A 25,231-nucleotide genomic window follows, 5' to 3' on the forward strand; every position below is an offset into this window, starting at 1 on the left:
TTTTATTTAGAGATTCAGGTCAAATTATTTGTTCTGCGGTAAGTCAGAAGCCATTCCTGAATAATCAACATCTACAAAAGAAGAGGAAGATCGAAAACTTAGAATGTAATATCCTGATCTCATCCCTTGTGGGTAGTCTAAAGCACTTGTCCATATAAGAGACTCACCTACAGCTACAGTCTTCGTAAAATATTTTTTGCCAGAACCCTCATGAGCCACAGAAATGACTGCTTCGCTGGTTCCCTGATTTTGAAATCGAAGCTGAACATGCCCATATCCCTTCGATACATCAAATGATGAGGAAGTTTGTTTAGATCCCGATAAATGACCCGACCATTTATTCCCTATCCTTGAAGAGCTAACGTTATCCTGTATATTTTTATCCTGCAGATTGTCGTTTTGGGATATGTTATCTATGGAAGCCGAGCTTGTAACGTTCTCTTTTTGTGTAGATACAGCAAGCAGGATAATCATTGTTACTGCGACAACTGATAAAATCGTTAAAAAACTTTTATTCTTCAAACCTGTTCCTCCTAATACGACCTTTCTTTACATTTGAATACTTTACAGTATGTACCTGCTTGTATCAAACAAAAAAGAAGTGACCCACTCATTTGGTTGGCACCAGCGAGGGTCACTTCTTCCGTAAAATAACTATCTACGAGGGTTTGTCCAATTAATACAAAGTCAGATATTGATCGCGTTCCCAGTTGTGAACTTGCGTGCGGAACATATCCCATTCGATTTCTTTCAACTCGTAAAAATGGGTCACCGCATGCTCGCCAAGCGCGCTTACGATCACTTCGCTGCGAATGAGTTCGCTAAGCGCTTCTTTCAGGTCGGAAGGCAGGCTTGGAATGCCCTCTTCCAAACGTTCTTCTTCCGACATCACATAGATGTTGCGGTCGATTGGAGCCGGGAGCGGAAGTTCGTTTTTGATGCCGTCAAGACCGGCTTTCAGCATAGCAGCAAGCGCCAGATAAGGGTTCGCAGCCGGATCCGGGTTGCGGACCTCGATGCGAGTACTCAAACCGCGGGATGCCGGAATACGGATCATCGGACTGCGGTTGCTGGCGGACCAAGCTACATAACAAGGCGCTTCATAGCCAGGTACCAAACGTTTATAAGAGTTAACAGTAGGATTCGTAATAGCTGCAAACGCACGGGCATGCTTCAGAATACCAGCCATATAATAACGTGCTTCTTCACTCAAGCCCAGCTCGTCGTTTTCGTTGTAGAAGGCATTTACATCGCCGCGGAACAAGGACTGGTGACAGTGCATACCGGAACCATTTACACCAAACAATGGTTTTGGCATAAACGTTGCATGCAGGCCGTGCTGGCGGGCAATCGTCTTCACAACCAATTTAAAGGTTTGAATTTGGTCTGCCGCATGAATAGCGTTGGCATATTTAAAGTCGATCTCATGCTGGCCAGGCGCTACTTCATGGTGGGAAGCTTCGATTTCAAAACCCATTTCTTCCAGGCAAATAACGATTTCCCTTCGGCAGTTCTCGCCAAGATCCGTAGGAGCCAAATCAAAGTAACCGCCCTGGTCGTTCAGTTCAAGGGTAGGATTGCCTTTCTCATCCGTTTTGAACAGGAAAAACTCCGGTTCAGGACCTACATTCATAGAAGTGTAGCCCATTTCTTCCGCTTCCTTCAGGGCACGTTTCAGAATACCGCGCGGGTCTCCGGCAAACGGCGTACCGTCAGGCATGTACACGTCACAAATCAGACGGGCTACACGGTCTGTAGTCACCCAAGGGAAAATCACCCAGGTGTTCAGATCCGGATAGAGATACATATCCGATTCTTCAATGCGGACGTATCCCTCGATCGAGGAACCATCAAACATCATTTTATTGTCCAGAGCTTTCTCGAGCTGGCTTACGGGAATCTCCACGTTCTTGATCGTACCGAGCAGGTCGGTAAATTGGAGACGAATGAAGCGAACATTCTCTTCTTTGGCAATGCGCAAAATATCCTCTTTACTGTAACTCACAAAACCCTCTCCCTTTCTGGCTATAGTGATTGGCGGCAACCACGATGTATGTACGAATAATCCGTAGCACATAAAATGACATCAGGCTGCCCCCGGGTCGTCATAAGCGGGAGCAGGAACCCGGTTATGACTTAAAGAAACGGGATAATTCCCCTTGGATCAGAGAAACCTGACCAGGTCTTCTCCCGGTTACCAACTGCTGCTTCAACATTCTGTATAATTGCGAATCCGTTAATTCTTTACGTTTCTCTTCGGTATCATCGGTAAGCACGGTTGCATCCTGCGATTCTTTAGCAACAGGATTCATAACCTGTTTAATACCTGCGATATTAACGCCCTTATCGATCAGCGCTTTGATTTCGAGCAAACGTTCAACATCATTAAATGAAAATAACCGCTGATTCCCGGAGGTCCGGGCAGGTACGATCAATTGATGCTGTTCATAATATCGAATTTGGCGAGCCGACAAGTCAGTAAGTTTCATTACAATACCGATTGGGAATAAGGCCATGTTTCTCCGTATTTCGTCACCCATCGCTCCTCAACCTTCCAATAATGTTTTTTCTGATTTCATTTTATGTTACGTTGTCTAACATGTCAAGCGAGAATCAGGTGAACATTAGAGGAGATTGGTGTTCTTCATCTTTTCAAGCGAGGACAATATAGCATATTTGACATGGGAGTAGGTTAATCCTCCCTGCATATAGGCAATATAGGGCTCACGAATCGGCGCATCGGCGCTCAGTTCAAGGCTTCCCCCTTGAATAAATGTACCTGCAGCCATGATCACCGGGTTCTCATAACCCGGCATATCCCAAGGCTCCGGAACAACGTGGCCGTCTACGGCCGATGCCTGCTGAACCCCCTGAACGAAGGAAATCAGCTGCTCTGCGGAAGCAAACGAAATCGCCTGGATCAGATCCGTACGCGGCTCATTCCAGCGAGGTTTGGTGACGAACCCGGCCTGCTCATAAACAGCCGCTGCCAGAATACTTCCTTTAACAGCTTGGCCCACAATCGTAGGCGCCATAAACAAACCTTGATAGATTCCGCGGGTCGTACCCAGCATCGCTCCAACCTCTCCGCCGATGCCTGGAGCAGTTAAACGATAGGCCGCCAGTTCTACATATTCGCTTTTCCCGCAAATATATCCTCCTGTTTCGGCCAAACCTCCGCCCGGATTTTTAATCAGCGAGCCGGCCATCAGATCCACGCCGACTTGGGTAGGTTCGATCTCTTCGGTAAACTCGCCGTAACAGTTGTCCACAAACACGATCAGATCTTGTTTGATGGAGCGCAGCCGGGCTACCATGTCTCCGATTTCTTGTACGGTAAATGAACTTCTCCAGTCGTACCCTCTGGAACGCTGAATGCCGATGACTTTGGTGCTTTCGGTAATCCCTGAGGTCACCGCATCCCAGTCGACCTTGCCATCCTCTTTCAGCGCCGCTTCCTTATACCCGATCCCGAAATCAGCGAGCGAACCGGTTCCATCACCGGCTTTGCCGATCACTTTGTGCAGTGTGTCGTAAGGTCTGCCTGTAATGTAGAAAAGCTCGTCCCCCGGGCGTAATACACCGAACAAAGCGGTCGAAATCGTATGTGTGCCTGACGCAAAATGGGGCCGTACCAATGCAGATTCGGCGCCGAACACCTCGGCGTACACCAGATCCAGCACTTCGCGTCCCCTGTCGTTATAAGCATATCCGGTTGAATTTGAGAAATGATAATCGCTTACCTTGTGTTTCTGAAACGCTTCAATCACTTTCCACTGGTTACGGTCGACAATCCGGTCGATTTCCGCCATAGCGGGGGCAGCTAACATCTCAGCTTCCTTTAACTTGTTTAGGGTTTCTTCTGAAAAAACGGCCATGCTGCTTTCTTCTCTCCTCTTAAATAACGGCCCATTCCGCCATATACTTGGCGATGATGGACCGCTAATGTCACTTGAATGTCATGTATACGTAACTTAACTTATCATTTTACTCTGAAAGGTTCAAGCTTATGTTTCTGTTTCTGGTAGTCCCCTTGATTAAGCAGCACGCGGTAGATCACATAATCCTCGTCCGTTTCCTGCGTTTCGACTTTGCCGACTCTATGAATCAAGGCCCCAAGCTCTCCTTGGCCGGCAGGCAGTTTAAACGTTAAAGTTTCGCCGGTTAAATGCTCCTGAATCGCAGCCACTACTTTCTTCAAATCCTCTTCATCATAAGCGCTGATCTTAAGCGAAGATCCGGTCACTGGCAGCATTTCCAGCTGCTCGGGTCTGCACAGATCTTTTTTGTTATAAAGAATAATTTGCGGTTTGTCCCCGGCTCCCAATTCATTCAAAATATCTCCGACCACACGCATCTGTTCTTCCCGGTTCTCCGCCGAGGCATCCACCACGTGCAGGATCAGATCCGCTTCGTTTGCTTCTTCCAGAGTAGCTCGGAACGAGGCAACCAGATCATGCGGCAGATTCTGAATAAAGCCGACCGTGTCCGTCAAAACAATTTCTGTCCCGCTTGGCAGCACCAAATTCCGGGTAGTCGGATCAAGCGTGGCGAACAGCTGGTTCTCTACGTAAACGTCTGCCGCTGTCAGCTGCTTGAGCAATGTCGACTTGCCCGCATTCGTATAACCGACCAGCGCCACTTGTACGATGCCCGTTTCCTTGCGCCGCATCCGGTGCAGCTTGCGATGACGGGTCACCTCTTCGAGCTGATGCTTCAGATCGCTGATCCGTCCGCGAATATGCCGGCGGTCCGTTTCGAGTTTGCTTTCACCCGGACCTCTTGTCCCGATCCCGCCGCCAAGCCGGGAAAGATTCTTCCCGTGCCCGGATAAACGGGGCAGAAGATAGGACAGCTGCGCCAGCTCAACCTGGATAATCCCTTCACGGGTTTTGGCCCGCTGGGCAAAGATATCGAGAATCAGCTGGGTCCGGTCAATCATTTTGACGTCCAGTTTCTCTTCCAGATTGCGCACCTGGGCACCGGAAAGCTCCTGATCGAAGATAGCCGTATTGGCATCATGCTCACGAATCAGCTCTGCAAGCTCCTCGACCTTGCCTTTGCCGAGGAAAAAGCGGGAATCCGGCGTCTCTTTATTCTGAACCAATTGGCCCATCACTTCAACGCCGGCCGTTTCGGCCAGGTTCTTCAGCTCCTCTAGCGAATAATCGGAGTTCAGGCCGCTTCTCTTCACTTCATCCGTAATTAGACTAACAAGGATGGCTTTATCCCGAATCAGTTGGTTCGTATCGTAGGTCGTCTGTTTCATGATTCATATAACTCCTTTGGATCTCGCCGCGGGTCAGACAGAATCAGGGCATGCCCGGCTTCTTCTCCGCTTTCACTTCAACCTTCAAATCCTCCGTTCGGATGGTCATCAGCTCCAGCTTGCCCGGTGAAGATCCTCCATATTGATTAAGCAGCCGTACAGCCTGCTGCCGGATGGAACGTTCTATCACATTGCGAACATACCTTGCATTGCTGAACGCATGCGGGCTTTCCATCTTCTCCGCCAGCAAATGCTGCTTCAGTTTGAGTATCGCCTGAGGCATCAAAATATAATCGCGTTCCTTCGCCATCATTTCGGAAATCTGGATCAGCTGGTCGATCGAATAATCCGGAAAATCAATCTGGATCGGAAAACGCGACGGAAGCCCCGGATTCGTATCGAGGAAAAATTCCATTTCGTCCGAATACCCGGCCAGAATCAGAACGAACTGATTTTTATGATCCTCCATCGCCTTCACCAGCGTATCTATCGCTTCCTTGCCAAAGTCCTTTTCCCCGCCCCGGGCCAGGCTGTACGCTTCATCAATAAACAAAATGCCGCCCATTGCTTTCTTCACCAGGTCACGGGTTTTCTGCGCCGTATGCCCGATATATTCGCCGACCAGATCGGCTCGTTCCGCTTCTATGAGATGCCCCTTGGAGAGCACACCCATTTTCTGAAAAAGCTTCGCTATAATACGGGCGACGGTAGTCTTGCCCGTTCCCGGATTGCCGCGGAACACCATGTGGAACACCTGGGCTTCCGACAGCAGACCTACATCTGTACGGAGCCGGGCAACCTGCAGCAGAGCGAAAATTTCATAGACCAGCGTCTTGATGTTGTCTAGGCCGACAAGCTGTTCCAGCTCTTTACGGATCTCCGCAAAGGCGCCCTGCTGCTGTTTCTCAGCTGATACAGGAGCGGGTTCCGCATCCGGAACGGCTTGGGAAATGACAGGTGGTTCGGAGTTACGCAGAATTACATTGATTTGTCTGGACGGTCTTTCGTCAGAGCGTCCGCTGCCGGCCATGGCACGCCCTTGCATGAAGGCATCACCTCGTTTAAGAGTAAGGAGTTTGATAGCTACTTTTACACTATATTCTAGCGACCCTTACCTTATTAGAAGTTTTGTCTTCGGCTGCTCAGGTGAGTTCGATCATGTGAGTTCGATCATGTGAGTTCGATCAAGTAAGTACCATCGCAATCTGCTGCAGCTTCCATTTGGTGTAGGCAAGTACTTCCCTGGTTTTGTTATACCCTTCGTTCAATACCTTGGAATGCACCAGCGAGAGCTGCGGCCATTTGTAATTCAGCGATCTGGCAATTTCTAAAGAACGGCGCCCGTGAAAGTCATGAGTAATAATAATGGCGGTCTTCATATCCCGTTCCTTCATTATGCGCTGACTGTACAGCAGATTCTCATAAGTGCTTGTGGCCTTGTTCTCCAGTAAAATATGGTCGTCCGGAACGCCATGCCTTTCCAAATACAGCGCCATTCCCTCAGCTTCCGTCCGGTTCGCCTTGGAGCTGTCCAAACCGCCGGTAACGATGAACATCGGAAATTTACCATCCCGGTAATCCTGAACCGCCCGGTCCAGCCGTTCTGCCAGGCCGGGGCTCGGATAATCGTCCCATAAGGAGGCTCCAAGCACAATCCCAACATCGGCACGTTCCACCGGTTCCTTGCTGCGTTCGCTTTCCACCTGCAAAGCCGCATAAGCCAGCCATACAGCTAGCAGCAGCAGGAGGAGTCCTCCGCCTTTGGCCAGCGAGCGGTATAACATTTTTTTACTATCTGCCCCTAAAGGGTTTAGCGAACTGCTTCGCCTGCTCATTGGACGCCTCCACTTTCGCCAAACTGCAGAACATCCAGCTCAAAGCCTTGTCTGCAATGATTCAGCGACATCAGAAAATAAGGAAACGCATGGGCGTCAATCATTTGAAGCACCTCTCTGGCGGTTTGTGTGGCCAGCTCATAATCACGCTGCGTAATCACTTTCCGTCCCAGAGCATCATCCAGCTCATCCTGATCCAGCAGGAACACTTCCCCGTTCCGGAGCACGACAATATCCAGATACAGATCGTCAAACCATGGCACTCCCTGATCCGTAACGCCTTGATTCTTACATATATCAATATACCATTCCACTATTTCATCCCGGTCATCAAACATCGCCGTTATAATATAATGCGCGTCTTTGGGGTAATACTGCAGCCAGGAATAACCTTTGTCGGCAATACGGAAGGTATGCCTTCCATAGGTCTTCCAAAGAGGTTCTCTCAGCGCCTCAATACCGTATAACGTAATGTATCCGGAGAAATAGGGATTCTCTACATACCGTGAAGCAAACTTGCGCTGTGTGACGCGCCTCCAGTTCGCGCGGTCTCCGAATTTTCGTTTCATGGTCAAGACCCTTTCAAAGCGTATTAAGATCAGCTTATCACATTTAACAGCCAGTCTCAAAAAGGGATATCACGATCAGCTAAAAATAATCCCTGAAATATGTATCTTAATTCATTTATAAAAAACAAGCAGGGACACGAAGCCCCTGCTTGTTACTATAGACTGCGCGCCCGCATTCAAAAAGGCGCCTCACGAACGGCCAATCAACAAGCTGCAGCTTTGCAGGTTTATGGATTCCCAGGTGGATCCGAAACCGAGCCTGTGGCTGTTCCTGTAGCTGTGCCTTGGTCCGGGTTAACCGGCATCCCGGTTCCCTGTCCGCTCAGTCCATTATCCTGGCCACTGCCTTGCCCCGGTTCGAAAGAAGGATTCCCTCTTCCGCCGCCGCGTCCAGGCGTGTTCGTAGCAGGAGGCTCAGCCTGACCTTGATCTTCGCCCTGCTCCTCGTTTCCGCCATTATCCGTTTGACCAGGTTCTCCAGACTGCACTGGCGGAGGCGTAAATTCGCCGTCTGACGGCTGTCCCGGCCAGCCGCTCTCATCCGGAGCACTTTCATCAGGACTTGGTTCCTCAGAAGCTGGCAGCTCTTCCTTCGGCACATCAACTTCTACTTTATTGGAAGCTTCGCTTTCCTGATCACTGTTCTTATCATAATAAGTTACATAATATTGATAAGTCGTTCCAGGCACTACGCTCAAATCTTCGGCATCCGTCGTAAGCACGCTCATCAGCAGAGAGAAATCCTGCTCCTCCGAGGCCTTACGGTAAATACGGTACTCTCCTCCGTCTGCCTGCTCTGCAGCTGGGCTCCAGCTGAGTTTGACAGTTCCCGTGGAATTGTCGTAAGACCCGCTCAGATCAGTAATGCCCTGCGGAGCGCTTTCTGATGGTTCCGGAGTAGACTGCGTTAAATTATCCGGCGCCTCGAAATCCTTAATCGGCACGCCTTCAAGCGCTTCTTTCATAACCGTGCTGAACAGCTTGGCAGCCTCGCCGCTGCTGCCTTTCAGCAGGTGATTCTTATCCGGCTTGTCATAGCCCATCCAGACGGCCGCCGTCCATTCCGGCGTATAGCCGACGAACCAGGCGTCCCGGTTTCGGCTGCTGCCGGAGATGCCGCTTTGCGTTGTACCGGTTTTACCGGCGAGCGGCCGGTCGCCGAGTTTGGCGTTTTTACCCGTACCATCCGAAATAACGTCCTGCATCATTTTGGTCATGTAATAAGCCGTATCGGAGCTAAGCACTTTCTTCTGCTCCGGATTGCCATGCTGGTACACAACCGTTCCTTCCTGATTAACCACCTGTTTAATGGAATAAGGGTCGTTGTAACGACCTTCATTGCCAAATACACTGTAGGCGGCAGCCATCTCTTTGACTGTGGTTCCTTGAGTCAAACCGCCAAGAGCAATGGCCAGGTTGTTATCATTTTTATCTAGCTTGATTCCCATCTTCTCCGCATAAGAAATTCCCGTCTTGACACCGATCTGGTTCAGCAACCATACGGCAGGGATATTTTCCGATTTCGTAATCGCTTCGGTCATCCCGATGGTCTTGGAATATCCGTGCAGATTGGTTGGACAATAATCGCTGAAACACTGCTTCTCATTGCTGAGCTCGGAATCCATCGTAAACTTGCCGCTCTCCAAAGCAGGAGCATAAGCAACAATAGGTTTAAACGCCGAACCCGGCTGTCTGCGGCTGTTAATACGGCTGAAGCCTTTGCGTTCGTAGTCACGTCCGCCGAGCAAGGCCAAAATGCTGCCATTCTCATGGTTCATGATCATCATAGCCGCTTGAACCGGCTGATCATCAACACTTTTCTCAAACAGATCGTCATCGGCAAAAGCCTTCTCTACTGCCTTCTGGGCTTGGGCATCCATTGTGGTATAAATTTTATACCCGCCGCGCACCAGATCATCTTCGGTAAGATCCGGCATCACGTCTTCGGCTTCATCCATCACATAGTCAATAAATGCCGGATATTTCTGCTGCTGGGCTGGCGGCTGATAATCATAAACCACGGTTTTGGCCTGATCCCGCTGTTCGGCGGTAATCAGCCCCTGCTCATACATCAAATCCAGCACAACCGCCCGGCGGGCCGTCGATGCTTCCGGATGACGGAGCGGATTATAAGCCGACGGTCCCTTCGGCATCGCAGCCAGGGTGGCCATCTGCCAAATTTCAAGTTTGTTCAGATCGGAAATTCCGAAATATTTCTCGGACGCGGCTTTAATGCCGTACGTTGTCCCCCCGAAATTGATCCGGTTCAAATACATTGTCAGGATTTCATCCTTGGAAAGCTGCCGCTCAAGCGCCATCGCAATCGACATTTCAGTCGCTTTCCGGAAGAACGTTTTGTCCCGGGTCAGAAAAATATTTTTGGCCAGCTGCTGGGTAATCGTACTTCCGCCTTCCACCATGCTGCGTGCCACAACGTCTTTAACGGCCGCGCGGCCGATCGACCAGAAGTCTACGCCGCTGTGTTCATAAAACCGTTTATCCTCTGTAGCCACAAAGGCCATCTTAAGCAGCTTCGGAATATCCTGGCTTTCGACCGGATCGCTGGTCTCAACGGACAATTCGCCCATTAATTTCCCGCTGCGGTCAAATACCTGGGTCGGTCCGTTGACCACAAGCTTATCTCTATTCGCATCCAAAAGCTTCTCGCCGTTAACCGTAATGAACAGATAACCAATAATTCCGCATATCACGGCTACTGCTATAGTGAAAAACGCCGTCCAAAAAATCATTCTGCCGTTCAGGCGTTTCTTTTTCTTCTTGCCCTTCGGCTGATCCGACATTTTGTCCGGCTTCTTATGGTTCCGTTCCATTCTCGACGGTCTGTCTGTCGGCATAACTTAATGACTCCCTTCCGTGCAAAACTTATTTCCTGCCCAAAGAAAAGAACAACCCTGGCAGGTTGCTCTATTCCGAGGCGCTATAATATTAACGTTATGGAAATGAAAAAGTTTCAAACGCGGTTTAGCCTTCCTGCTCCTGCATCAACGAAACGTTGCGCTGCGGCTGGAATGTAGAAATGGCATGCTTGTACACCATTTGCTGACGGCCATCGCTGTCGATGACAATCGTAAAGCTGTCAAACGCTTTAACTGTTCCTCTGATTTGGAAACCGTTAGTCAAAAAGACAGTAACCGGGATGCTCTCTTTGCGCAATTGGTTCAAGAACGTATCTTGGATGTTTATGGACTTGTTCATTACCGTACCCCCAATAGGATCAATTAGTGTTTGTTGATATATTCAAGAGGAATCCCGAACTTTCCTGCTATTATAGCACGGATCTCGGCCAAATGGTCCGGAAAGTTTTCACCCTGCGTCACATCGATCCAGTGAATGTCCTTCATGTGGCGAAACCAGGACAACTGGCGTTTGGCAAAATGACGGGTATCCCGCTTCAATTTGATAACGGCTTCTTCCAGAGGCAATCCATCCAGAAGATGCTCGGCAATCTCCTTATAACCGAGCCCTTGCAGGGACACTAAGTCCCGTGAATAGCCTTTGTCAAGCAGCGACTGTACCTCTTCCACCAAACCTTGTTCAAGCATCAGGTCGATCCGTTCCTCAATTCGTTTATATAGCAATTGACGGTCCATTGTCAAACCGATGATGCATAAATGATAAGGGGAAATTTTCTGCTGGCCGGCCAGCTGGCTGGACAACGTCTGCCCGGTCAGATGATAGATTTCCAAAGCCCGGATCACCCGTCTTACATCATTCGGGTGCAGCTTGGCAGCTGATGCCGGGTCCACGGCGGCTAATTTCACATGCAGCGCTTCCGTTCCATGCTCATCGGCAAACCGCTGCTGCTCCTGCCTGAAAGCTTCATCCGCTTCGGCTTCCGAGAACTGATATTCGTAGCATACGGATTCCACGTACAAGCCGGTCCCGCCAACGATAAACGGCAGATTGCCCCGGGATGTAATCGCCGGAATCAACTCCGCACAGGCGCTTTGAAAGCGGGCTACAGAGAAGGCATCATCCGGCTCCAGCACGTCGATCAGATGATGGGGAACCCCCTCCATTTCTTGCTCGCTAATTTTAGCTGTCCCAATATCCATACCACGGTAAACCTGCATTGAATCGCCGGAAATAATCTCACACGAAAAAGATTTGGCAAGCTCAATGCTTAGATTTGTTTTCCCGACCGCCGTAGGGCCGACCAGCACAAGCAGATTAGGTTTATGTAAGCCTGATTCAGCGGTCAAGATGCATCACTCCGTACGTAATTTTGGTGCGGTTTCGCTCCGGGATGGCAAATCCGAGACGTTCAAATTCGCCGCTGTCCCTTTTCTCCTTCAGCACAACCGTCTTGCGGGCCACCCGTCTTGCTTCCTCTATCGCAGCGTGCGACAACGGTTCGCCATTGGCATACGCTCTGAGCGGGGAGATTGAGGACGACTCCAGCGTCGGATCCCGGAACATCGGATCAAAATAGACGATGTCCGCACTCTTGTCCGGTAGCGCCTTGAGACCTGCCAGATGATCTGTATGGCGGACCTCGATCCGCTTCAGCGCTTCGTTAAACGCTTCGACCTTGGCCCGGTAGGTCCGCAGCCCTTCTTTGAGCAGCATATACAGGGGAAAAGAGCTTTCCAGTGCGATTACACGTCCCTGATCGCCTGTACCCACCGCGAACATCATCGCATCGGCTCCAAGACCCGCCGTACAATCGACGATGACATCGCCCAGCGCAACACAGGCGGCCTCAAGCATCAAATCCTTCTCGCCTTTGAGCACCCGCTTGGCGCGGACGTAGGACATGCTGGGGTGAAAGTCCATCGGCCGCTCCGCTTCTCCGGCCAGCCTGACCCCGTTCTCCAGTATAACCAGGATGTCCTTATCTCCGCAGCGGGCTCTTAGCTCGTCCAGCGAACGGCCTGATCTGCGGACATATAAAGCCCCTTGTTCAGCTTCTGCCAGCTCCTTGGCTCGCATTACCGTCTTCGGAGATTCATGCTCTCCGGTTGTAATTATCAAAATGATACCCTCCAGTTGCAACACTCAGTCAATCCATAATTAAAAACATTCAAATTGCTCAATTTACATTACTCGCTTGGTCATTTACATACTAACTTGAAAAATTATTTAGCTCGCTTAGCTAATCACATAACTCGCTTGAACAGCTTCTCCAGATCATAGCTGGTGAAGGAGACTACAATCGGCCGGCCGTGCGGGCACGTATAAGGCTGACGGCAAGCAGCAAGCCGCTTGAGCAGCGTGTTCGCTTCATCCTCTGTGAGCTTCTGGTTGGCTTTGATCGAAGCTTTGCAGGAGACGAGGATCGAAGATTTCTCTCTCAGCTTAGCCAAATCAATCGTACGTTCGTTCAGCACCCATTCGGCCATTTCTTCCACAAGAGCAGCTTCTTCGCCCTGCGGAAACCAATACGGCAGAGAAACGACACGGAAGGTCTGGCCGCCAAAATGCTCCAGCACAACGCCGACCTGCTCAAACCAATGCAGTCTTTCTTTCAGCTTGGCGCTTTCAGACGGCGTAAACTCAACCGTAATCGGCAGAAGCAGCTCCTGCGAAGCATCAGCAGGCGCTCCAAACTTCTCATAGAAATATTCATAATTGACCCGTTCGTGAGCCGCATGCTGGTCAATCAAATATAGCCCCGTATCGTTGTTGGCTATCAAGTAGGTGCCATGATGCTGTCCGATATAGGTCAGCTCCGGGAAGGCCGGCAGCCCCGCCGATTCTGCAGGGGATTCATACAGCCGACCGGCTGAAGCCGGAACAGCGGCATTTCGATTCATGGAACTGGCAAAGCCTGCTCCCCCTCCGCCTGTTCCCCGGTTCTGGGCCGCTCCAGCCGCAGGCCGCGCAGCGGCCCCCGAATCCGGCCGCCCTATACGGCCTGAGGCGTCCAGTTGGCTTGAACCGGCCCCTGTGCCTGAATAATCGGCATAAGGCCGTGCTGCCGCTGCTTGCTCACGTACAAGCTCGCCGGTGCGGACCGGCGGATCGCTCTCCGCATACAAACCAGTTTCCGCTTGCGGCGCACCGGCTTGAGCCGCTTCTCCGGATAAACCGGATGCCTGTGTCACCGATTCTGCAGATCCAATTTGCTGTTCGGAAGGCTTGGCTTCCTTCGGATCTCCTTGAGGATCGAAACCAGCCCGCTTCACAGCGTTGTTGTCAGCCTGTCCAGTTCCATTCAGAATCCCGGTTCCAGCCCCCGCTGTTACATCCAAAGGCTGTGCAGGAGGGGCCGAGAAATGGAACTGCTCCTGAATGATGGAGCTGCTGCTGCCTCTGCTGATCTTCTGTTTGACGACCTGTGGAATCAGCACCTCTTGAGACAACGTCTCTTTAATGGCTGCTTCGACAAAAGCGGTCAGCTCAGCCTCTTTGCTGAACCTTACTTCCAGCTTGGCCGGATGCACATTGACGTCTACCAGTGAAGGATGCATTTGAAGCTCCAGCACCAGGAGCGGATACCGTCCAATAGGCAAAAGGGTATGGTAAGCCCGCATGATCGCCTGCTGCAAAGCCGGATTGCGAATAAACCGGCCATTTACAATGGTCGACATGCCCGCCCGGTTGGATCTGGTCAGCTCGGGACGCCCGATATATCCGGTAATTTTGTAGTCGGGATCTTCGGCGGAGATGCTTAGCATGCTTTTGGCCGCATTATTCCCGTAAATAGAGGCAATAACCTGCAGCAAATCTCCATTTCCCTGCGTCTGAAGCAGCAGGTTTGCGTTATGCCGCAGCACAAAGCCGATCTCCGGGTGAGCCAGCGCCTGCCGGTAAACAACGTCCGAAATATGCCCCAGCTCGGTTTGAATCGTCTTCATATATTTCAGCCTTGCCGGAGTGTTGTAAAATAATTCCTTCACCGTTATATCCGTTCCCTGCGGTGCCGGGGCGTCTTCAGCAGATTTCAGGCTGCCGCCTTCAATCACCACCTGCCGGCCAAGCCCGCTGTCACTGTTGGCGGTAAGCAATTTAACCTTGGCTACCGCCGCAATACTCGGCAGCGCCTCCCCCCGGAAACCTAACGTCCGGATCTGGTACAGATCACGGCTGCTGCTCAGCTTGCTGGTAGCATGGCGGTAAAAGGCCGTCTCGCAATCCTCCGGATCGATCCCCGAACCATTATCGGTAATCCGGATGCTGTCCAGCCCGCCTTCCTCGACGCTGACCTCAATCTTTGTCGCCCCAGCATCTATGGAGTTCTCAATCAACTCTTTGATAACGGACGCAGGACGCTCGACCACTTCGCCAGCGGCGATCTGGTTGGCAATATGCTCGTCCAGTACTTGTATTTTCCCCATTACAATCTTCACCTCCGCAAGTCAAATCCGGTTTACAACGTATTCATAATTTGCCAGTAATAAGTTGACTGCAATAACTTAACTGCAATAAGTTACTTGCCAAAAATATACCCGCCAGACTTACAAGTCTTTAGCTTTCATTTTAAGTTCATTCAGCAGCCCCATCGCCTGCAGCGGCGTCATGTTCATGATGTCGGCCTGCTTGAGCTGCTTCACCAGCCCGCGGAGCTTCGCTTCTTCTTTGACCGAAGCAGGTGAGCTTGAAACCGGCGATTCCGCCTGCTCATCTCCAAAGATGGAGAGCTGCACGACATCCTGTCCGGCAGCCGGGGCCGATTCGGCGGTTGCTGAACCCACGGCAGCTTGAGAAGCAGATTCAGGAGCAGCTTGAACCGCAGTCTCTGCTGAAGCAGAGGCTTCAGCTAAAGCAGATGCTCCGGACTCAGCTCCTTCATGCTGCGGCTCTAACCCGCCGGAGCCCGGCAGTCTGATCCCGGAAAGGGTTAGCCCTCCGCCGCCGGATTCCTCCCAGCCGCCTGCAAGCTCAGGTTGACGTTCACGGACGTCATGAACATCATCATGAACGACATGACGGCCTGCCCGTTCTCCTGCTTGTCCTCTCTCGCTGTAAGAGCCTTCACCGGCCGTGAAGCCGGCCTCCAAAACCGAAGCTTTTTCCAAGTCATCCAGCAGGCTTGAAGCCCGGTCCGTGATCGCCGCAGGGAGCCCGGCCAGCTTGGCGCAGTATATACCATAACTTGTGCTAGCCGCCCCGGGAACGAGTTTGCGCAGGAAATGGACTTTATCTCCGCTCTCCTGAACCGCCATCGAATAGTTGCGGAGCCCGGATAAGCCGGATTCCAGATGAGCAAGCTCGTGGAAATGGGTCGATACGAGCGCCTTACAGCCGATGACATCATGTACGTATTCGATCACGGCCTGAGCTATGGCAATGCCTTCAGTTGTAGAAGTGCCGCGTCCAAGCTCGTCGATAATGATCAAGCTGCGCGGGGTAGCCTTTTCCGTCATAACCTGGATATCGGCCATTTCGACCATAAAAGTACTTTGCCCGCCAATCAGATCATCGGCAGCTCCGATTCGTGTGAAGATCCGGTCCACCATCGGGATCTCCGCCCGTGCCGCCGGAACAAAGCAGCCAATCTGCGCCATGATCGAAATCAGCGCCACCTGACGCATATAGGTGCTTTTTCCGGCCATATTCGGACCTGTAATCAGCAGAATGCTGGCATCCCGCTTCAGATTGGTTCCGTTCGCGATGAAGGAGCTGCCTTCCATCACGGTCTCCACAACCGGATGTCTGCCATTCTCGACGATAAAATCATAACCGTCCGTCAGCACAGGCTTCACGAAGCCGGATTCCGCGCTCACTGCAGCCAAGGACCTAAGCACGTCGATTTCCGCGACGGCTTCAGCCAAACGCTGCAGACGGGGAATGTTGGCGCTAAGCTGATCGCGCACGTCCGAGAACAGGCCGTATTCCAGATCCAGCATCCGGTCTTCGGCCTCCAGGATAAGCGACTCCCGCTCCTTAAGCTCTGGTGTTACAAACCTTTCCGCGTTCGCCAGCGTCTGCTTGCGTTCGTAACGCCCCTCAGGTAGCGAGGTCAGATTTGATTTCGTAATTTCTATATAATAACCAAACACTTTGTTATAGCCGACCTTTAAAGATTTAATGCCCGTTGCCTGGCGTTCCGCCGCTTCCAGATCGGCGATCCAGCGCTTGCCGTTCTTAGATGCTTCCCGGAGCTCGTCCAGCTTCTCATTGAACCCGGGGCGGATCAATCCCCCGTCACGGACGGAAACGGGCGGTTCGTCGGCAATCGCTTCTTCAATCAGCGAAGCCAGATCCCCGCAATCGTCCATGCCGGAAGCAATGCGGCCCAATGTCGCCGAAGCCGAACCCGAGCAGAGCTCCTTGAGCTCTGGAATTTGCAGCAAAGACATTTTGAGCGCGTTCAAGTCCCGGCCATTGGCCGTTCCGAACGCAATACGGCCTACCAGCCGCTCCAAATCGTAAATGCCCTTCAGCTTCTCCTTCAGATCCTCACGCAGCATGAAAGCTCCATGCAGCTCCTCAACGGCCTCCAGCCGCACTTCCACCTGGCTGCGGGAGAGCAAAGGCTTGTCCACCCAGCGTCTCAGGAGACGCGCGCCCATTGAGGTCTCTGTCCGGTCGAGCAAATACAGCAGCGATCCTTTCTTGGAACGGTCGCGGACCGTCTCCACCAGCTCCAGATTCCGCCGGGTAAACGGATCGAGAATCATGTACTGCTCCGGCTCATAAGCAGATATTCTGCTGAGCTGGCCCAGCGAACGTTTCTGGGTTTCTCCCAGGTAAGCCACGAGCATCGCTACGCAAGCCCGGCGTTCAGGCTCCAGCCGGATCCAGGCCGCTTCACCAAACTGCTTGCGTCCAACTTCATCCTGCGCCTTGGAGCGAGGTGAATAAACTACCGGTTTGCCCAGCGGGCCGGACTGATCCTTGATCCAGGTCAGAAGCCGCTCATCACCGATAATTTCAGACGGCGAATAAATGCCGATCTCATCGCGGAGCCATTCTTGGCTGCTTGGCGCGGAAGTAACGTGTAGTTCGCCCGTGGAAAGGTCGCAGGCAGCAATCGCCATTACCCGGTCAATTTCGGTTACGGCAACCATATAGTTGTTGCTTTTCTCCGAAACCGCCTTGCCTTCCATCACCGTTCCGGGTGTTACCACCCGTACAATCTCCCTCCGTACGACCCCTTTGGCCGCCGCAGGATCTTCAACCTGCTCGCAGATTGCAACCTTGTAGCCTTTCTCAATCAATCTTTGTATATAGTTCTCGGCCGAATGGTACGGAACGCCGCACATTGGAATTTTCTCATCGGCACCGCCCGCACGGCCGGTTAACGTAATCTCCAGTTCTTTGGCGGCGAGAATCGCATCATCAAAAAACATCTCATAAAAATCGCCCAAGCGGAAAAACAGAAAAGCATCCTTCGCTTCTTCCTTCACGCTCAAATACTGTTCAATCATCGGCGTATATTTTGCCATTCGACGTTACCTCCATGCCCATTCATAGAACTCTATTATATCAGAAAAGCAGTTCCTATGCTCCGCTTAAGCAGCGAGAAAAGACATGGAAAGACAAGGTTTCAGCGTGCAAATGTCGAAACCCCTCGGCAGTCTAAATGCCGGAGAAGGCAAAAATACGCCGGAATCGGCCACATGGCTTGGGCAAAGCTTTTAGAGTGGAATATTTTCTGATTGCAAAATACTGTCAACATACCTGTGTCGTACCTCTGGCAGACACTGTGGCCTCTGTTACTATTTGTTACACCTGTTACCACTGTTACCTCTGTACCTTTGCATCTTCATCTTTGTGCCTTCGTGCCTTGTACCTTAACTCAAGTCCCGAATGATCGGTGAATGCCCTTCAAGCTTCCAGACTTTACGGATGTCCACGCTTTCGTCCCAAGTCCGCCCTGCACGAATCGCTTTAAACATCGGGTCTATATAGGGCTTATAGCGTGAAAAAGAGGGCAGCGCCTCCGCCTGCTCCAAGGCCTGCAAGGCAAACGGGCGGAGGGCTGTACGATCGCCCGTATAAAAGGCTTTAAGCGCTGCCGCGTGCTCCGGAGGGACCTCAGGCAGCGTGCCGCTCTTGTAGGCGGACGCCACCAGCAGCGCCAAAGCGACCGTCCCTTTGGCCACCACCGGGGACACAAGGAAGCTGGGCAGCGTCCGGTATTCGAAGCCGCCGTGGCTCTGGCGGCGGAAATCACCGAGGCAGCCGTAGCGCGGACGTCTGGACGCGCTGCGACTGTCCTCGAGCACCGCGGCCGGGATCGCCAGGAAGTGATCCAGGGCGCGCAGCAGCTGCGGCGTCAATAGTACGCCGCTGAAGTGCAGGTGGCCGCCGAGCGGCAGCCCCGGCTGCGGCAGGCCGCCAGCCAGCCAGGCGAGCGGCGCATCGCCGATCTGCCGGGCGGCCTCACGCATGGCGCCCATGAGCTGGCGTATGGCGGCCTCAGGCTCGCCAGCCGGATCGGGGCGCAGCTCCGCCAGCGGAAAGCGGCGGCGGCCCCTGATCCAGACGGAGTCGCAGCCGGCGACTCCTTCCCGGCTGAGGAATCTGGAGGCCGGTATGATTTTTCGGGCGGCAGGATCAAACAGCAGAAACTCGGGGTCCATGCCGAGCAGCAGGCCGCTGGATATCGCGCGATCCTCTCCCGCCCGGCCGGATACGGCTTCGCGGGAGGAAAAAGGATTGTCGTTAGAGGGCAAAGAAGGCAAAGCCTCCAAGCTATTTGCGGTCTCTGCAGCCAAACGCCATTCTTCAGCCATCTGAAGCACCGCTTCGGCAAAAGCACGTGCGGCTTCATAAGCCCTTAAATCCGGAAATGTCGTGATCCCAGCGATTTCCCAGCCGGAATCCCCCGCTTCAAGCGTAACCTGCGCAAAATCCAGACCCTGCGCATACAAGGCCTTGATGGCCATCTTCTCCAGCCTGCGGAACAAGGGGGAATCCGGCTCCATGAGCGGCGATTCCGCTTCACTAACGCCGGCTCTCCGTCCGCCGCCGGAGCCGGACCCGCTGCTGCCGGCGGTGTGTCCTGCAGCCATGTGAAAGCTGCTGCTGTCGATATATCCAGCAGTCATATGGGCACGGCTGCCGGCGGTATGCTCTGCAGCCGTCCGTGTGCCGCTGCTGCCGTCGGTATCCCCGGCAGCTATGTGGGCGCTGCCGTCGGCAATACGCCCGGCAGCCGTCCGGGCGTTGGCGCCGAGCCACCCGGCGCCAACGCCGCTCACTTCGGCCACATGCACAGCACGGAGGCCGAAGACGGTCACTTCAAAGCGGCGGCGGTACCCCGCACGCCGCTTGGACTCCATGGCCGGCACCAATCCGGCCATGGACAGGCGCCACGCCGCCGCAGAAGCAGAGCGCGCGGCAAAGGCTGCAGCGCCGCGGTTCATCCACAGCGGCGCTACGCCCTCTGGCAGCGGCTTCAGCCCCGCTGCCAGCCATCCCTGGCGAACCGCAGGCCTCTGCCCGTGAGCCTCTCCCCGCCGTGTCTGCTGCTCACGGCCATTTAACTGCTCTTTCCGATTGGGCTGCTCGGTCCGATCTGGCTGCTCTTCCCAACTTAGCCGCTCTTTCTCCGGCCGCAGCCCTTGCCGCTCCGCCTCCGGCTCCAACGGCTCTTCTGACCATTCTTGAGGCTTGTGCGCCTGCCGTAACCGCCGCCCTTCCTGCCTTGCCTCCGCTTGAAGGCGGCGCAGCTCCGTTGTCAGCCGGCGCGCAAATCGGTCCGATTCCGGTTCTTCTCCAACATATAATTGAATTGGCAGGTGAAGCGGCTGGTTTGACTGCTGTCCCATCGGCGGCATCTCCTTCGCTATGTCTGGCTCTTATCTTCTGAATTGAAATTCTCCTAAGAAAATTGAAATCCACTAAAGAAACCAAAAAAAAGAGGGCATACGCCCTCTCCGCTGCCGTCACAGCTGCATAACATACATCAATTGTTGGTGCTAGTGGGGCGAGTTTTAGCTTACAGATCTTCGTCCAGAAGATCAGGGTCCAAATCGTCGTAATCCCCGTCATCTCCGCCGAAGTCAAAGTCTTTGTCCTCGTAATCATCCCCGCCAGGCAATACGAGTACATTGAGTTTCGTTTCAGCGACGAGCTCCACTGCGAACTCACGTTCCACACGGATCAGAACGCTGCCGCCGCCGGATACCGTTGCTTCAACGGTGCTCGGCTCCTGGGTGGCTTCTGCCGTTACTTCCACAGTGGAAGAACGGTGTCTGCCGTCCAGGTAGGTCAGCGGAACATTTTCCACATAGGATACTTTCTCTTTTGCTACGGCTGTCTGCGAGTTTTTGTCATAGGAATACCAAATGTTGACATCGTAAGTACCAATAACTTCAATTCCGTCTCCCGCAGCTACCGCTTCGTATTGGTGGTTGATAATCCAGGCCCCCAGAATACTTGACGGATTGTGAGGCGGAGTCACGGTATGTGTTACGGTAGAGAACTTACGACCTTTGCCGCAGATCGCCTTCGTGATAATCTCTCTACTTTGATATTTTGATGGCATTTTCGAACCTCCTCCATACAATCATTCAATTCATGTGTATGCAGGACAGTCGCCCAGGGTGACAATTATTTTTAATCCACGGTTATTTTCCTTCTGACAAGGCCTTTTCTCCCCCGGCCCTCATCGGTTTCTTATCCCGTTTGGAAATATTCAAATATTCGTTAAGCTCGCGGCACAGCTGCAAAATGGCCGCCCGCATCTCAAATTCCTCCCTGGTGCCTGGAAGCTCCATGCCTTTGAAGTCACTCTCGAGCTGGCGCAGCTGCTGCTCCGTTTTGCCCGTGTAATGAGGTTCAAGAACGTCGGCGCTAAGCTGGTCAAAGACACGCGCGGCAAGCTCCGCCTGCGGCATTTTCCGATAAACCTGAGAGATCAGCTCCATCATGCTCTCCACCCGGTCCAGATGCTCTCTGCGCATATAGAAATATACGGCCCAGGATTCATCCGTATGAATGACCTGGTTCTCCAGACCACGTTTAGCAAGAGAAATGCCGCTTTCGATCTTGTTCTCCGCCAGAATTAATTCTTTCCCGTTCCATTCATCCTCGGGATTGCGCAGCGTTTCGGCAATATGTTTAAAAATTGTGGCAAACAGCTGATTCACCTCCCGGCGGATCGACGCCAGCTTATCTTCATCTTTCGGCATATAAACCAGATTGACAAGCATAGCCGATCCCAGACCGACAACCAGCAATAAAATTTGTTCGATAAACATGTGGAAGCTGACATCGCCCCCGTTAAACACCCGGAAGACACAGACCGAGCTGGTTACAATGCCTTCCTTGAAGTTAAGTCTGGCGATCAGCGGGAATCCGACCAGAATATAAACGATAAGCACCCAAATCTGAAAACCGATGAAACGGAATAAAATAAAACATAAAACCAGACCTACAACCGATGCAAAAAAACGCGCCGAAACCGATCTCAGGCTTCTCTTCCTGGTGACGTCCACCCCCAAAATGGCGAGAAGTCCCGCCGACATCGCACCCGGTATGCCGGCCGTTTCCGCCACCAGAATAGCAATCAACGTCGCAATAGCTGTCTTAATAACCCGAAATCCCATAAATCCCTTCCTACTCTCCATTCCTTATACTTGTGCCGTTTTCTTCCTTTATCCATTATCCATTATTCCACCGCCCCCGCTGCTTGTCCACGTTACATAGGATGGAATGCATTTTTTCTATTACGGGAAGCCGTACTATGCCCAGATAAACCTAAGGCTCTATATAAAATAAAAAAAGGCAAAGAGGCTTAACGCCTCTTCACCAGAATCGATTCGAGATAAACCACCAGCTGGTACATCAGCGTAGCGACAACCGCAATAATGACCAGACTCGCAAATACAAGCGTAAAATTGAACACCTGGAAGCCATAGATGATCAAATAGCCGAGGCCAATCTTGGCTACCAGGAATTCGCCGACGATAACGCCGACCCAGGATAATCCCACGTTGACCTTCAGGGTGGAGACAATTGCCGGGAAAGAAGCGGGCAGCATCACTTTAACGAACACGTCCCGTTTGGATCCACCAAAGGTGCGGACAACCTTGATATAATTCGCATCCGTCTCCTTAAAGCTCGTATAGACGACCAAGGTCGTCGTAATGACGGTTATGGAGAGCGTCGTCATCACGATAGCGGTAAATCCGCCGCCGAACATGACGATAAAGATCGGCCCGAGCGCCACCTTCGGCATGCTGTTGAAGACGACCATGTAAGGATCAAGCACCCTGGACAGGAACGGCGACCACCAGATCAGGACAGCCAGCAGCGTCCCGACCAGCGTACCCAGCAGAAAGCCGATGACGGTCTCCGACACCGTCATACCGATATGCGGCCAAAGCTCGCCGCTCCAGGCGTCCTTGCCAATCTGATGAAATACTTTAGACGGATAACTGAAGATCAGCACGTCGATCCAGCGCATCCGGCCCGCCAATTCCCAGAAACCGATCAGCGCCAGCAGAATGAGCAGCTGAACCGTCCGAACCCATCTTGTCGTCCGTTTGCCTTGTCTCCGGTAGCGGGCAAATTCCTCACGGACCCAATTCCCCGAGACTTGTGTTTTCTCTGTTCCGTTCACGGCTGCACCTCCTCCTTCTCGGCCTCAAGCTCCTTCCAGACCTGATGGAACAGCTCGGCAAAGCCTTCCTGATCCCGCGCGTAGAAAGGAGCCGTTTCCCGGATCTCCTTTGGAATTTCAAAGGTAGTGCGGATCCGGCCAGGATGGGCAGCAAGCACGATGACACGATCGCTGACGGCTATGGCTTCGCTCAAATCGTGGGTGACAAGCACCGCCGTCTTCTTCCGTTCACGAAGTGTATCCACGATCAAATCTTCCAGCTGAAGTTTGGTCTGGTAATCCAGTGCGGAGAAAGGCTCATCCAGCAGCAGAACTTCCGGGTCGGTCGCCAAGGTCCGGACGAGCGCTACCCGCTGACGCATGCCGCCGGACAGTTGGCTCGGATATAAGTCCCAGGTCCCTCCAAGCCCCATGCCGTCCAGCAAATCTTTAACCTTCTGAATCCGCTCCTTGGTCAGCTGCTTGGTCAGCTCCAGGCCGATCAAAGCATTATCCAGAATCGTCCGCCAAGGAAACAAATAGTCATGCTGAAGCATATAGCCGGCTTTGTTGCTGCCCGCCTTGAGCGGCTTTCCGTCCTGCAGCACTTCCCCAGTCGACGGCTTCAGCAGTCCAGCCATCACAGAGAGAAGCGTGGTTTTGCCGCATCCGCTTGGTCCTACAAGGCTCACAAATTCTCCGGGCTCCACTTTCAGGTTGATGTCCTGCAGGGCTAATGTTGCCTCCCGATCGGTGACATAAACGTGGCTGATGGCCCGCAGTTCAATGACAGGTTTGGTCATCCCGCACGCTCCTTTCCGGATGCTGTTACTTGACGTCTTCCGCCGCTTTCTCGGCGAAAGACGGATCTACCAGATTGTTTATATCGACTTTTTCCTTCAGCTCGCCAGCCGATTCCATCACCGCCTGCAGGTTGTTCCACTGCTCTTCAGTAATGGCCGGGGTTTGGGCATAGGTGCCTTGTTCTTTATACCGCTTTACCGAGCTGGTCAAGATGTCCATGTCCGTATCCTTAAAGTAAGGAGCAATGGCCTGTGCGATTTCTTCCGGTGAATGCTCCTGCACCCAAGCTTGAGCTTTCTGCAGGGCGTTTGTAAATTTCTGAATCTTCTCCTGGTTGTCTTTAATATAGCTTTGTTTGGCCATAAACACGGTATAAGGGAGTTTACCGCTTTCCGTACCGAAGGAAGCAACCACGTGGCCCCTGCCCTCTTTCTCAAAAATCGAAGCCTGAGGCTCAAACAGCTGAACATATTGGCCTGTGCCGGAAGCGAAAGCCGCTGTAATATTGGCAAAATCGATGTTCTGGATCAGCTCCAGATCGCCGTGGGGATCGATGCCGTGTTTTTTGAGGGTAAATTCACCGGCCATCTGCGGCATGCCGCCTTTGCGCTGCCCTAGGAAGACACTGCCCTTAAGCTGATCCCAGTCAAAGGCTCCTTTATCCTCGCGCGCCACCAGGAATGTACCGTCCGTCTCCGTAAGGCCCGCAAAATTGATGACCGGATCCTCGGCCCCCTGCTGATACACATAAATCGACGTTTCCGCACCAACCAGCGCTACATTGATCTGTCCTGCCAGCAGAGCCGTCATCGTCTTGTCTCCTCCAGCCGTTGTCTGGAGTTCTACATTCAACCCCTCATCCTTAAAAAAGCCGTTCTCCAAAGCGACATACTGCGGGGCGTAAAAGACCGAACGGGTCACTTCCCCGATCTTGATGTTCCCGTCCTTTGCGCCGCAGCCGCTCAGCAGAAGAATTGCGGCCAGCACCGCCATGACGGCAGCGGAGATACGCGGTTTCTTCATACTTATCCATCCTTTCACTGTGCAGCTTTCTATTGGGTTTATCTCACTGTATGCGAGGGCTGCCCAAAAGGTTAAAAGCCTGGCAGCCGAAGAGGACTCATGCCGATCTGTACAATCATCGGTTTGAAGAGGGCATCGTCTCCTAAATCTCCACAAAAAAAGACCGGAACCCCCGGCAAACGCCGGGTTCCAGTCTTCCCTTGGATTCGCTCCTTGCCGGATCGAATCCCTATTTGAATTGTTAAACTATTTAAATCGTTTAATGAAG

The 25,231-nt window shown here is 52.4% G+C and carries 20 protein-coding genes; all 20 read right to left on the reverse strand.

Going from position 1 to position 25,231, the window contains the following annotated elements:
* Positions 1–24 precede the first annotated feature (24 nt).
* Entirely contained in the window at positions 25–522 is a 498-nt protein-coding gene (locus CBE73_RS04125; RefSeq protein WP_094093125.1) for a hypothetical protein, read from the reverse strand.
* Between the two features lie 154 nt (positions 523–676).
* On the reverse strand, positions 677–2,005 hold the full coding sequence (gene glnA / locus CBE73_RS04130) for a type I glutamate--ammonia ligase (RefSeq protein WP_094093126.1): 1,329 nt from the start codon (positions 2,003–2,005) through the stop codon (positions 677–679).
* A 124-nt stretch (positions 2,006–2,129) separates the two neighbouring features.
* Positions 2,130–2,540: a MerR family transcriptional regulator gene (locus CBE73_RS04135; protein WP_068695526.1), complete on the reverse strand. Its 411-nt coding sequence runs from the start codon at positions 2,538–2,540 to the stop codon at positions 2,130–2,132.
* Between the two features lie 84 nt (positions 2,541–2,624).
* The gene (locus CBE73_RS04140; RefSeq protein ID WP_094093127.1) at positions 2,625–3,878 is read right to left on the reverse strand and encodes a methionine gamma-lyase family protein; all 1,254 of its coding nucleotides are present in this window, start codon (positions 3,876–3,878) and stop codon (positions 2,625–2,627) included.
* Positions 3,879–3,982: 104 nt separating this feature from the next.
* A complete protein-coding gene (gene hflX, locus CBE73_RS04145) occupies positions 3,983–5,269 on the reverse strand; it encodes a GTPase HflX (protein WP_094093128.1) in 1,287 nt (428 codons plus the stop codon).
* Between the two features lie 43 nt (positions 5,270–5,312).
* The gene (locus CBE73_RS04150) at positions 5,313–6,314 is read right to left on the reverse strand and encodes an AAA family ATPase (RefSeq protein ID WP_094093129.1); all 1,002 of its coding nucleotides are present in this window, start codon (positions 6,312–6,314) and stop codon (positions 5,313–5,315) included.
* A 139-nt stretch (positions 6,315–6,453) separates the two neighbouring features.
* Positions 6,454–7,104 (reverse strand): YdcF family protein, encoded by a 651-nt coding sequence (locus tag CBE73_RS04155; protein WP_229752499.1) that lies wholly within the window; start codon positions 7,102–7,104, stop codon positions 6,454–6,456.
* The gene (locus CBE73_RS04160; protein WP_094093131.1) at positions 7,101–7,673 is read right to left on the reverse strand and encodes a ribonuclease FAU-1 family protein; all 573 of its coding nucleotides are present in this window, start codon (positions 7,671–7,673) and stop codon (positions 7,101–7,103) included. The genes CBE73_RS04155 and CBE73_RS04160 overlap by 4 nt, the downstream gene beginning before the upstream one ends.
* 227 nt (positions 7,674–7,900) lie before the next feature.
* On the reverse strand, positions 7,901–10,528 hold the full coding sequence (locus CBE73_RS04165) for a PBP1A family penicillin-binding protein (protein WP_094093132.1): 2,628 nt from the start codon (positions 10,526–10,528) through the stop codon (positions 7,901–7,903).
* 127 nt (positions 10,529–10,655) lie between these two features.
* Positions 10,656–10,889, reverse strand: a complete 234-nt coding sequence (hfq, locus tag CBE73_RS04170; RefSeq protein ID WP_068695538.1) for an RNA chaperone Hfq — start codon at positions 10,887–10,889, stop codon at positions 10,656–10,658.
* A gap of 23 nt (positions 10,890–10,912) precedes the next feature.
* Positions 10,913–11,896 (reverse strand): tRNA (adenosine(37)-N6)-dimethylallyltransferase MiaA, encoded by a 984-nt coding sequence (gene miaA, locus CBE73_RS04175; RefSeq protein WP_094093133.1) that lies wholly within the window; start codon positions 11,894–11,896, stop codon positions 10,913–10,915.
* Complete coding sequence (locus CBE73_RS04180; protein WP_094093134.1) at positions 11,886–12,668, reverse strand: class I SAM-dependent methyltransferase; 783 nt, start codon at positions 12,666–12,668, stop codon at positions 11,886–11,888. Before CBE73_RS04180 ends, miaA begins: the two co-directional genes overlap by 11 nt.
* 125 nt (positions 12,669–12,793) lie before the next feature.
* Positions 12,794–14,974 (reverse strand): DNA mismatch repair endonuclease MutL, encoded by a 2,181-nt coding sequence (gene mutL, locus CBE73_RS04185; protein WP_094093135.1) that lies wholly within the window; start codon positions 14,972–14,974, stop codon positions 12,794–12,796.
* Between the two features lie 120 nt (positions 14,975–15,094).
* Entirely contained in the window at positions 15,095–18,028 is a 2,934-nt protein-coding gene (gene mutS / locus CBE73_RS04190) for a DNA mismatch repair protein MutS (protein WP_094093136.1), read from the reverse strand.
* Positions 18,029–18,376: 348 nt separating this feature from the next.
* Positions 18,377–20,359 carry a putative amidoligase domain-containing protein gene (locus tag CBE73_RS04195; protein ID WP_157739400.1) on the reverse strand — a complete coding sequence of 661 codons (1,983 nt, stop codon included), beginning with the start codon at positions 20,357–20,359 and terminating at the stop codon, positions 18,377–18,379.
* 170 nt (positions 20,360–20,529) lie between these two features.
* On the reverse strand, positions 20,530–21,078 hold the full coding sequence (cotE, locus tag CBE73_RS04200; protein WP_094093138.1) for an outer spore coat protein CotE: 549 nt from the start codon (positions 21,076–21,078) through the stop codon (positions 20,530–20,532).
* A gap of 82 nt (positions 21,079–21,160) precedes the next feature.
* On the reverse strand, positions 21,161–22,141 hold the full coding sequence (locus tag CBE73_RS04205; RefSeq protein WP_094093139.1) for an aromatic acid exporter family protein: 981 nt from the start codon (positions 22,139–22,141) through the stop codon (positions 21,161–21,163).
* Positions 22,142–22,329: 188 nt separating this feature from the next.
* Positions 22,330–23,157 carry an ABC transporter permease gene (locus CBE73_RS04210; protein WP_094093140.1) on the reverse strand — a complete coding sequence of 276 codons (828 nt, stop codon included), beginning with the start codon at positions 23,155–23,157 and terminating at the stop codon, positions 22,330–22,332.
* Positions 23,154–23,939: an ABC transporter ATP-binding protein gene (locus tag CBE73_RS04215; protein ID WP_094093141.1), complete on the reverse strand. Its 786-nt coding sequence runs from the start codon at positions 23,937–23,939 to the stop codon at positions 23,154–23,156. The genes CBE73_RS04210 and CBE73_RS04215 overlap by 4 nt, the downstream gene beginning before the upstream one ends.
* 25 nt (positions 23,940–23,964) lie before the next feature.
* A complete protein-coding gene (locus tag CBE73_RS04220) occupies positions 23,965–24,963 on the reverse strand; it encodes an ABC transporter substrate-binding protein (protein WP_094093142.1) in 999 nt (332 codons plus the stop codon).
* Positions 24,964–25,231 lie beyond the last annotated feature (268 nt).

It is taken from the genome of Paenibacillus physcomitrellae (assembly GCF_002240225.1).
GTDB lineage: Bacteria > Bacillota > Bacilli > Paenibacillales > Paenibacillaceae > Fontibacillus > Fontibacillus physcomitrellae.

What these genes read in the sequence shown, in the direction of transcription:
- CBE73_RS04135 (WP_068695526.1), bottom strand. Translation starts at nt 2,540, where the DNA reads ATGGGTGACGAAATACGGAGAAACATGGCCTTATTCCCAATCGGTATT.
- CBE73_RS04140 (WP_094093127.1), bottom strand. Translation starts at nt 3,878, where the DNA reads ATGGCCGTTTTTTCAGAAGAAACCCTAAACAAGTTAAAGGAAGCTGAG.
- hflX (WP_094093128.1), bottom strand. Translation starts at nt 5,269, where the DNA reads ATGAAACAGACGACCTACGATACGAACCAACTGATTCGGGATAAAGCC.
- CBE73_RS04150 (WP_094093129.1), bottom strand. Translation starts at nt 6,314, where the DNA reads ATGCAAGGGCGTGCCATGGCCGGCAGCGGACGCTCTGACGAAAGACCG.
- CBE73_RS04155 (WP_229752499.1), bottom strand. Translation starts at nt 7,104, where the DNA reads ATGAGCAGGCGAAGCAGTTCGCTAAACCCTTTAGGGGCAGATAGTAAA.
- CBE73_RS04160 (WP_094093131.1), bottom strand. Translation starts at nt 7,673, where the DNA reads ATGAAACGAAAATTCGGAGACCGCGCGAACTGGAGGCGCGTCACACAG.
- CBE73_RS04165 (WP_094093132.1), bottom strand. Translation starts at nt 10,528, where the DNA reads ATGCCGACAGACAGACCGTCGAGAATGGAACGGAACCATAAGAAGCCG.
- hfq (WP_068695538.1), bottom strand. Translation starts at nt 10,889, where the DNA reads ATGAACAAGTCCATAAACATCCAAGATACGTTCTTGAACCAATTGCGC.
- mutL (WP_094093135.1), bottom strand. Translation starts at nt 14,974, where the DNA reads ATGGGGAAAATACAAGTACTGGACGAGCATATTGCCAACCAGATCGCC.
- mutS (WP_094093136.1), bottom strand. Translation starts at nt 18,028, where the DNA reads ATGGCAAAATATACGCCGATGATTGAACAGTATTTGAGCGTGAAGGAA.
- CBE73_RS04195 (WP_157739400.1), bottom strand. Translation starts at nt 20,359, where the DNA reads ATGGGACAGCAGTCAAACCAGCCGCTTCACCTGCCAATTCAATTATAT.
- cotE (WP_094093138.1), bottom strand. Translation starts at nt 21,078, where the DNA reads ATGCCATCAAAATATCAAAGTAGAGAGATTATCACGAAGGCGATCTGC.
- CBE73_RS04205 (WP_094093139.1), bottom strand. Translation starts at nt 22,141, where the DNA reads ATGGGATTTCGGGTTATTAAGACAGCTATTGCGACGTTGATTGCTATT.
- CBE73_RS04215 (WP_094093141.1), bottom strand. Translation starts at nt 23,939, where the DNA reads ATGACCAAACCTGTCATTGAACTGCGGGCCATCAGCCACGTTTATGTC.
- CBE73_RS04220 (WP_094093142.1), bottom strand. Translation starts at nt 24,963, where the DNA reads ATGAAGAAACCGCGTATCTCCGCTGCCGTCATGGCGGTGCTGGCCGCA.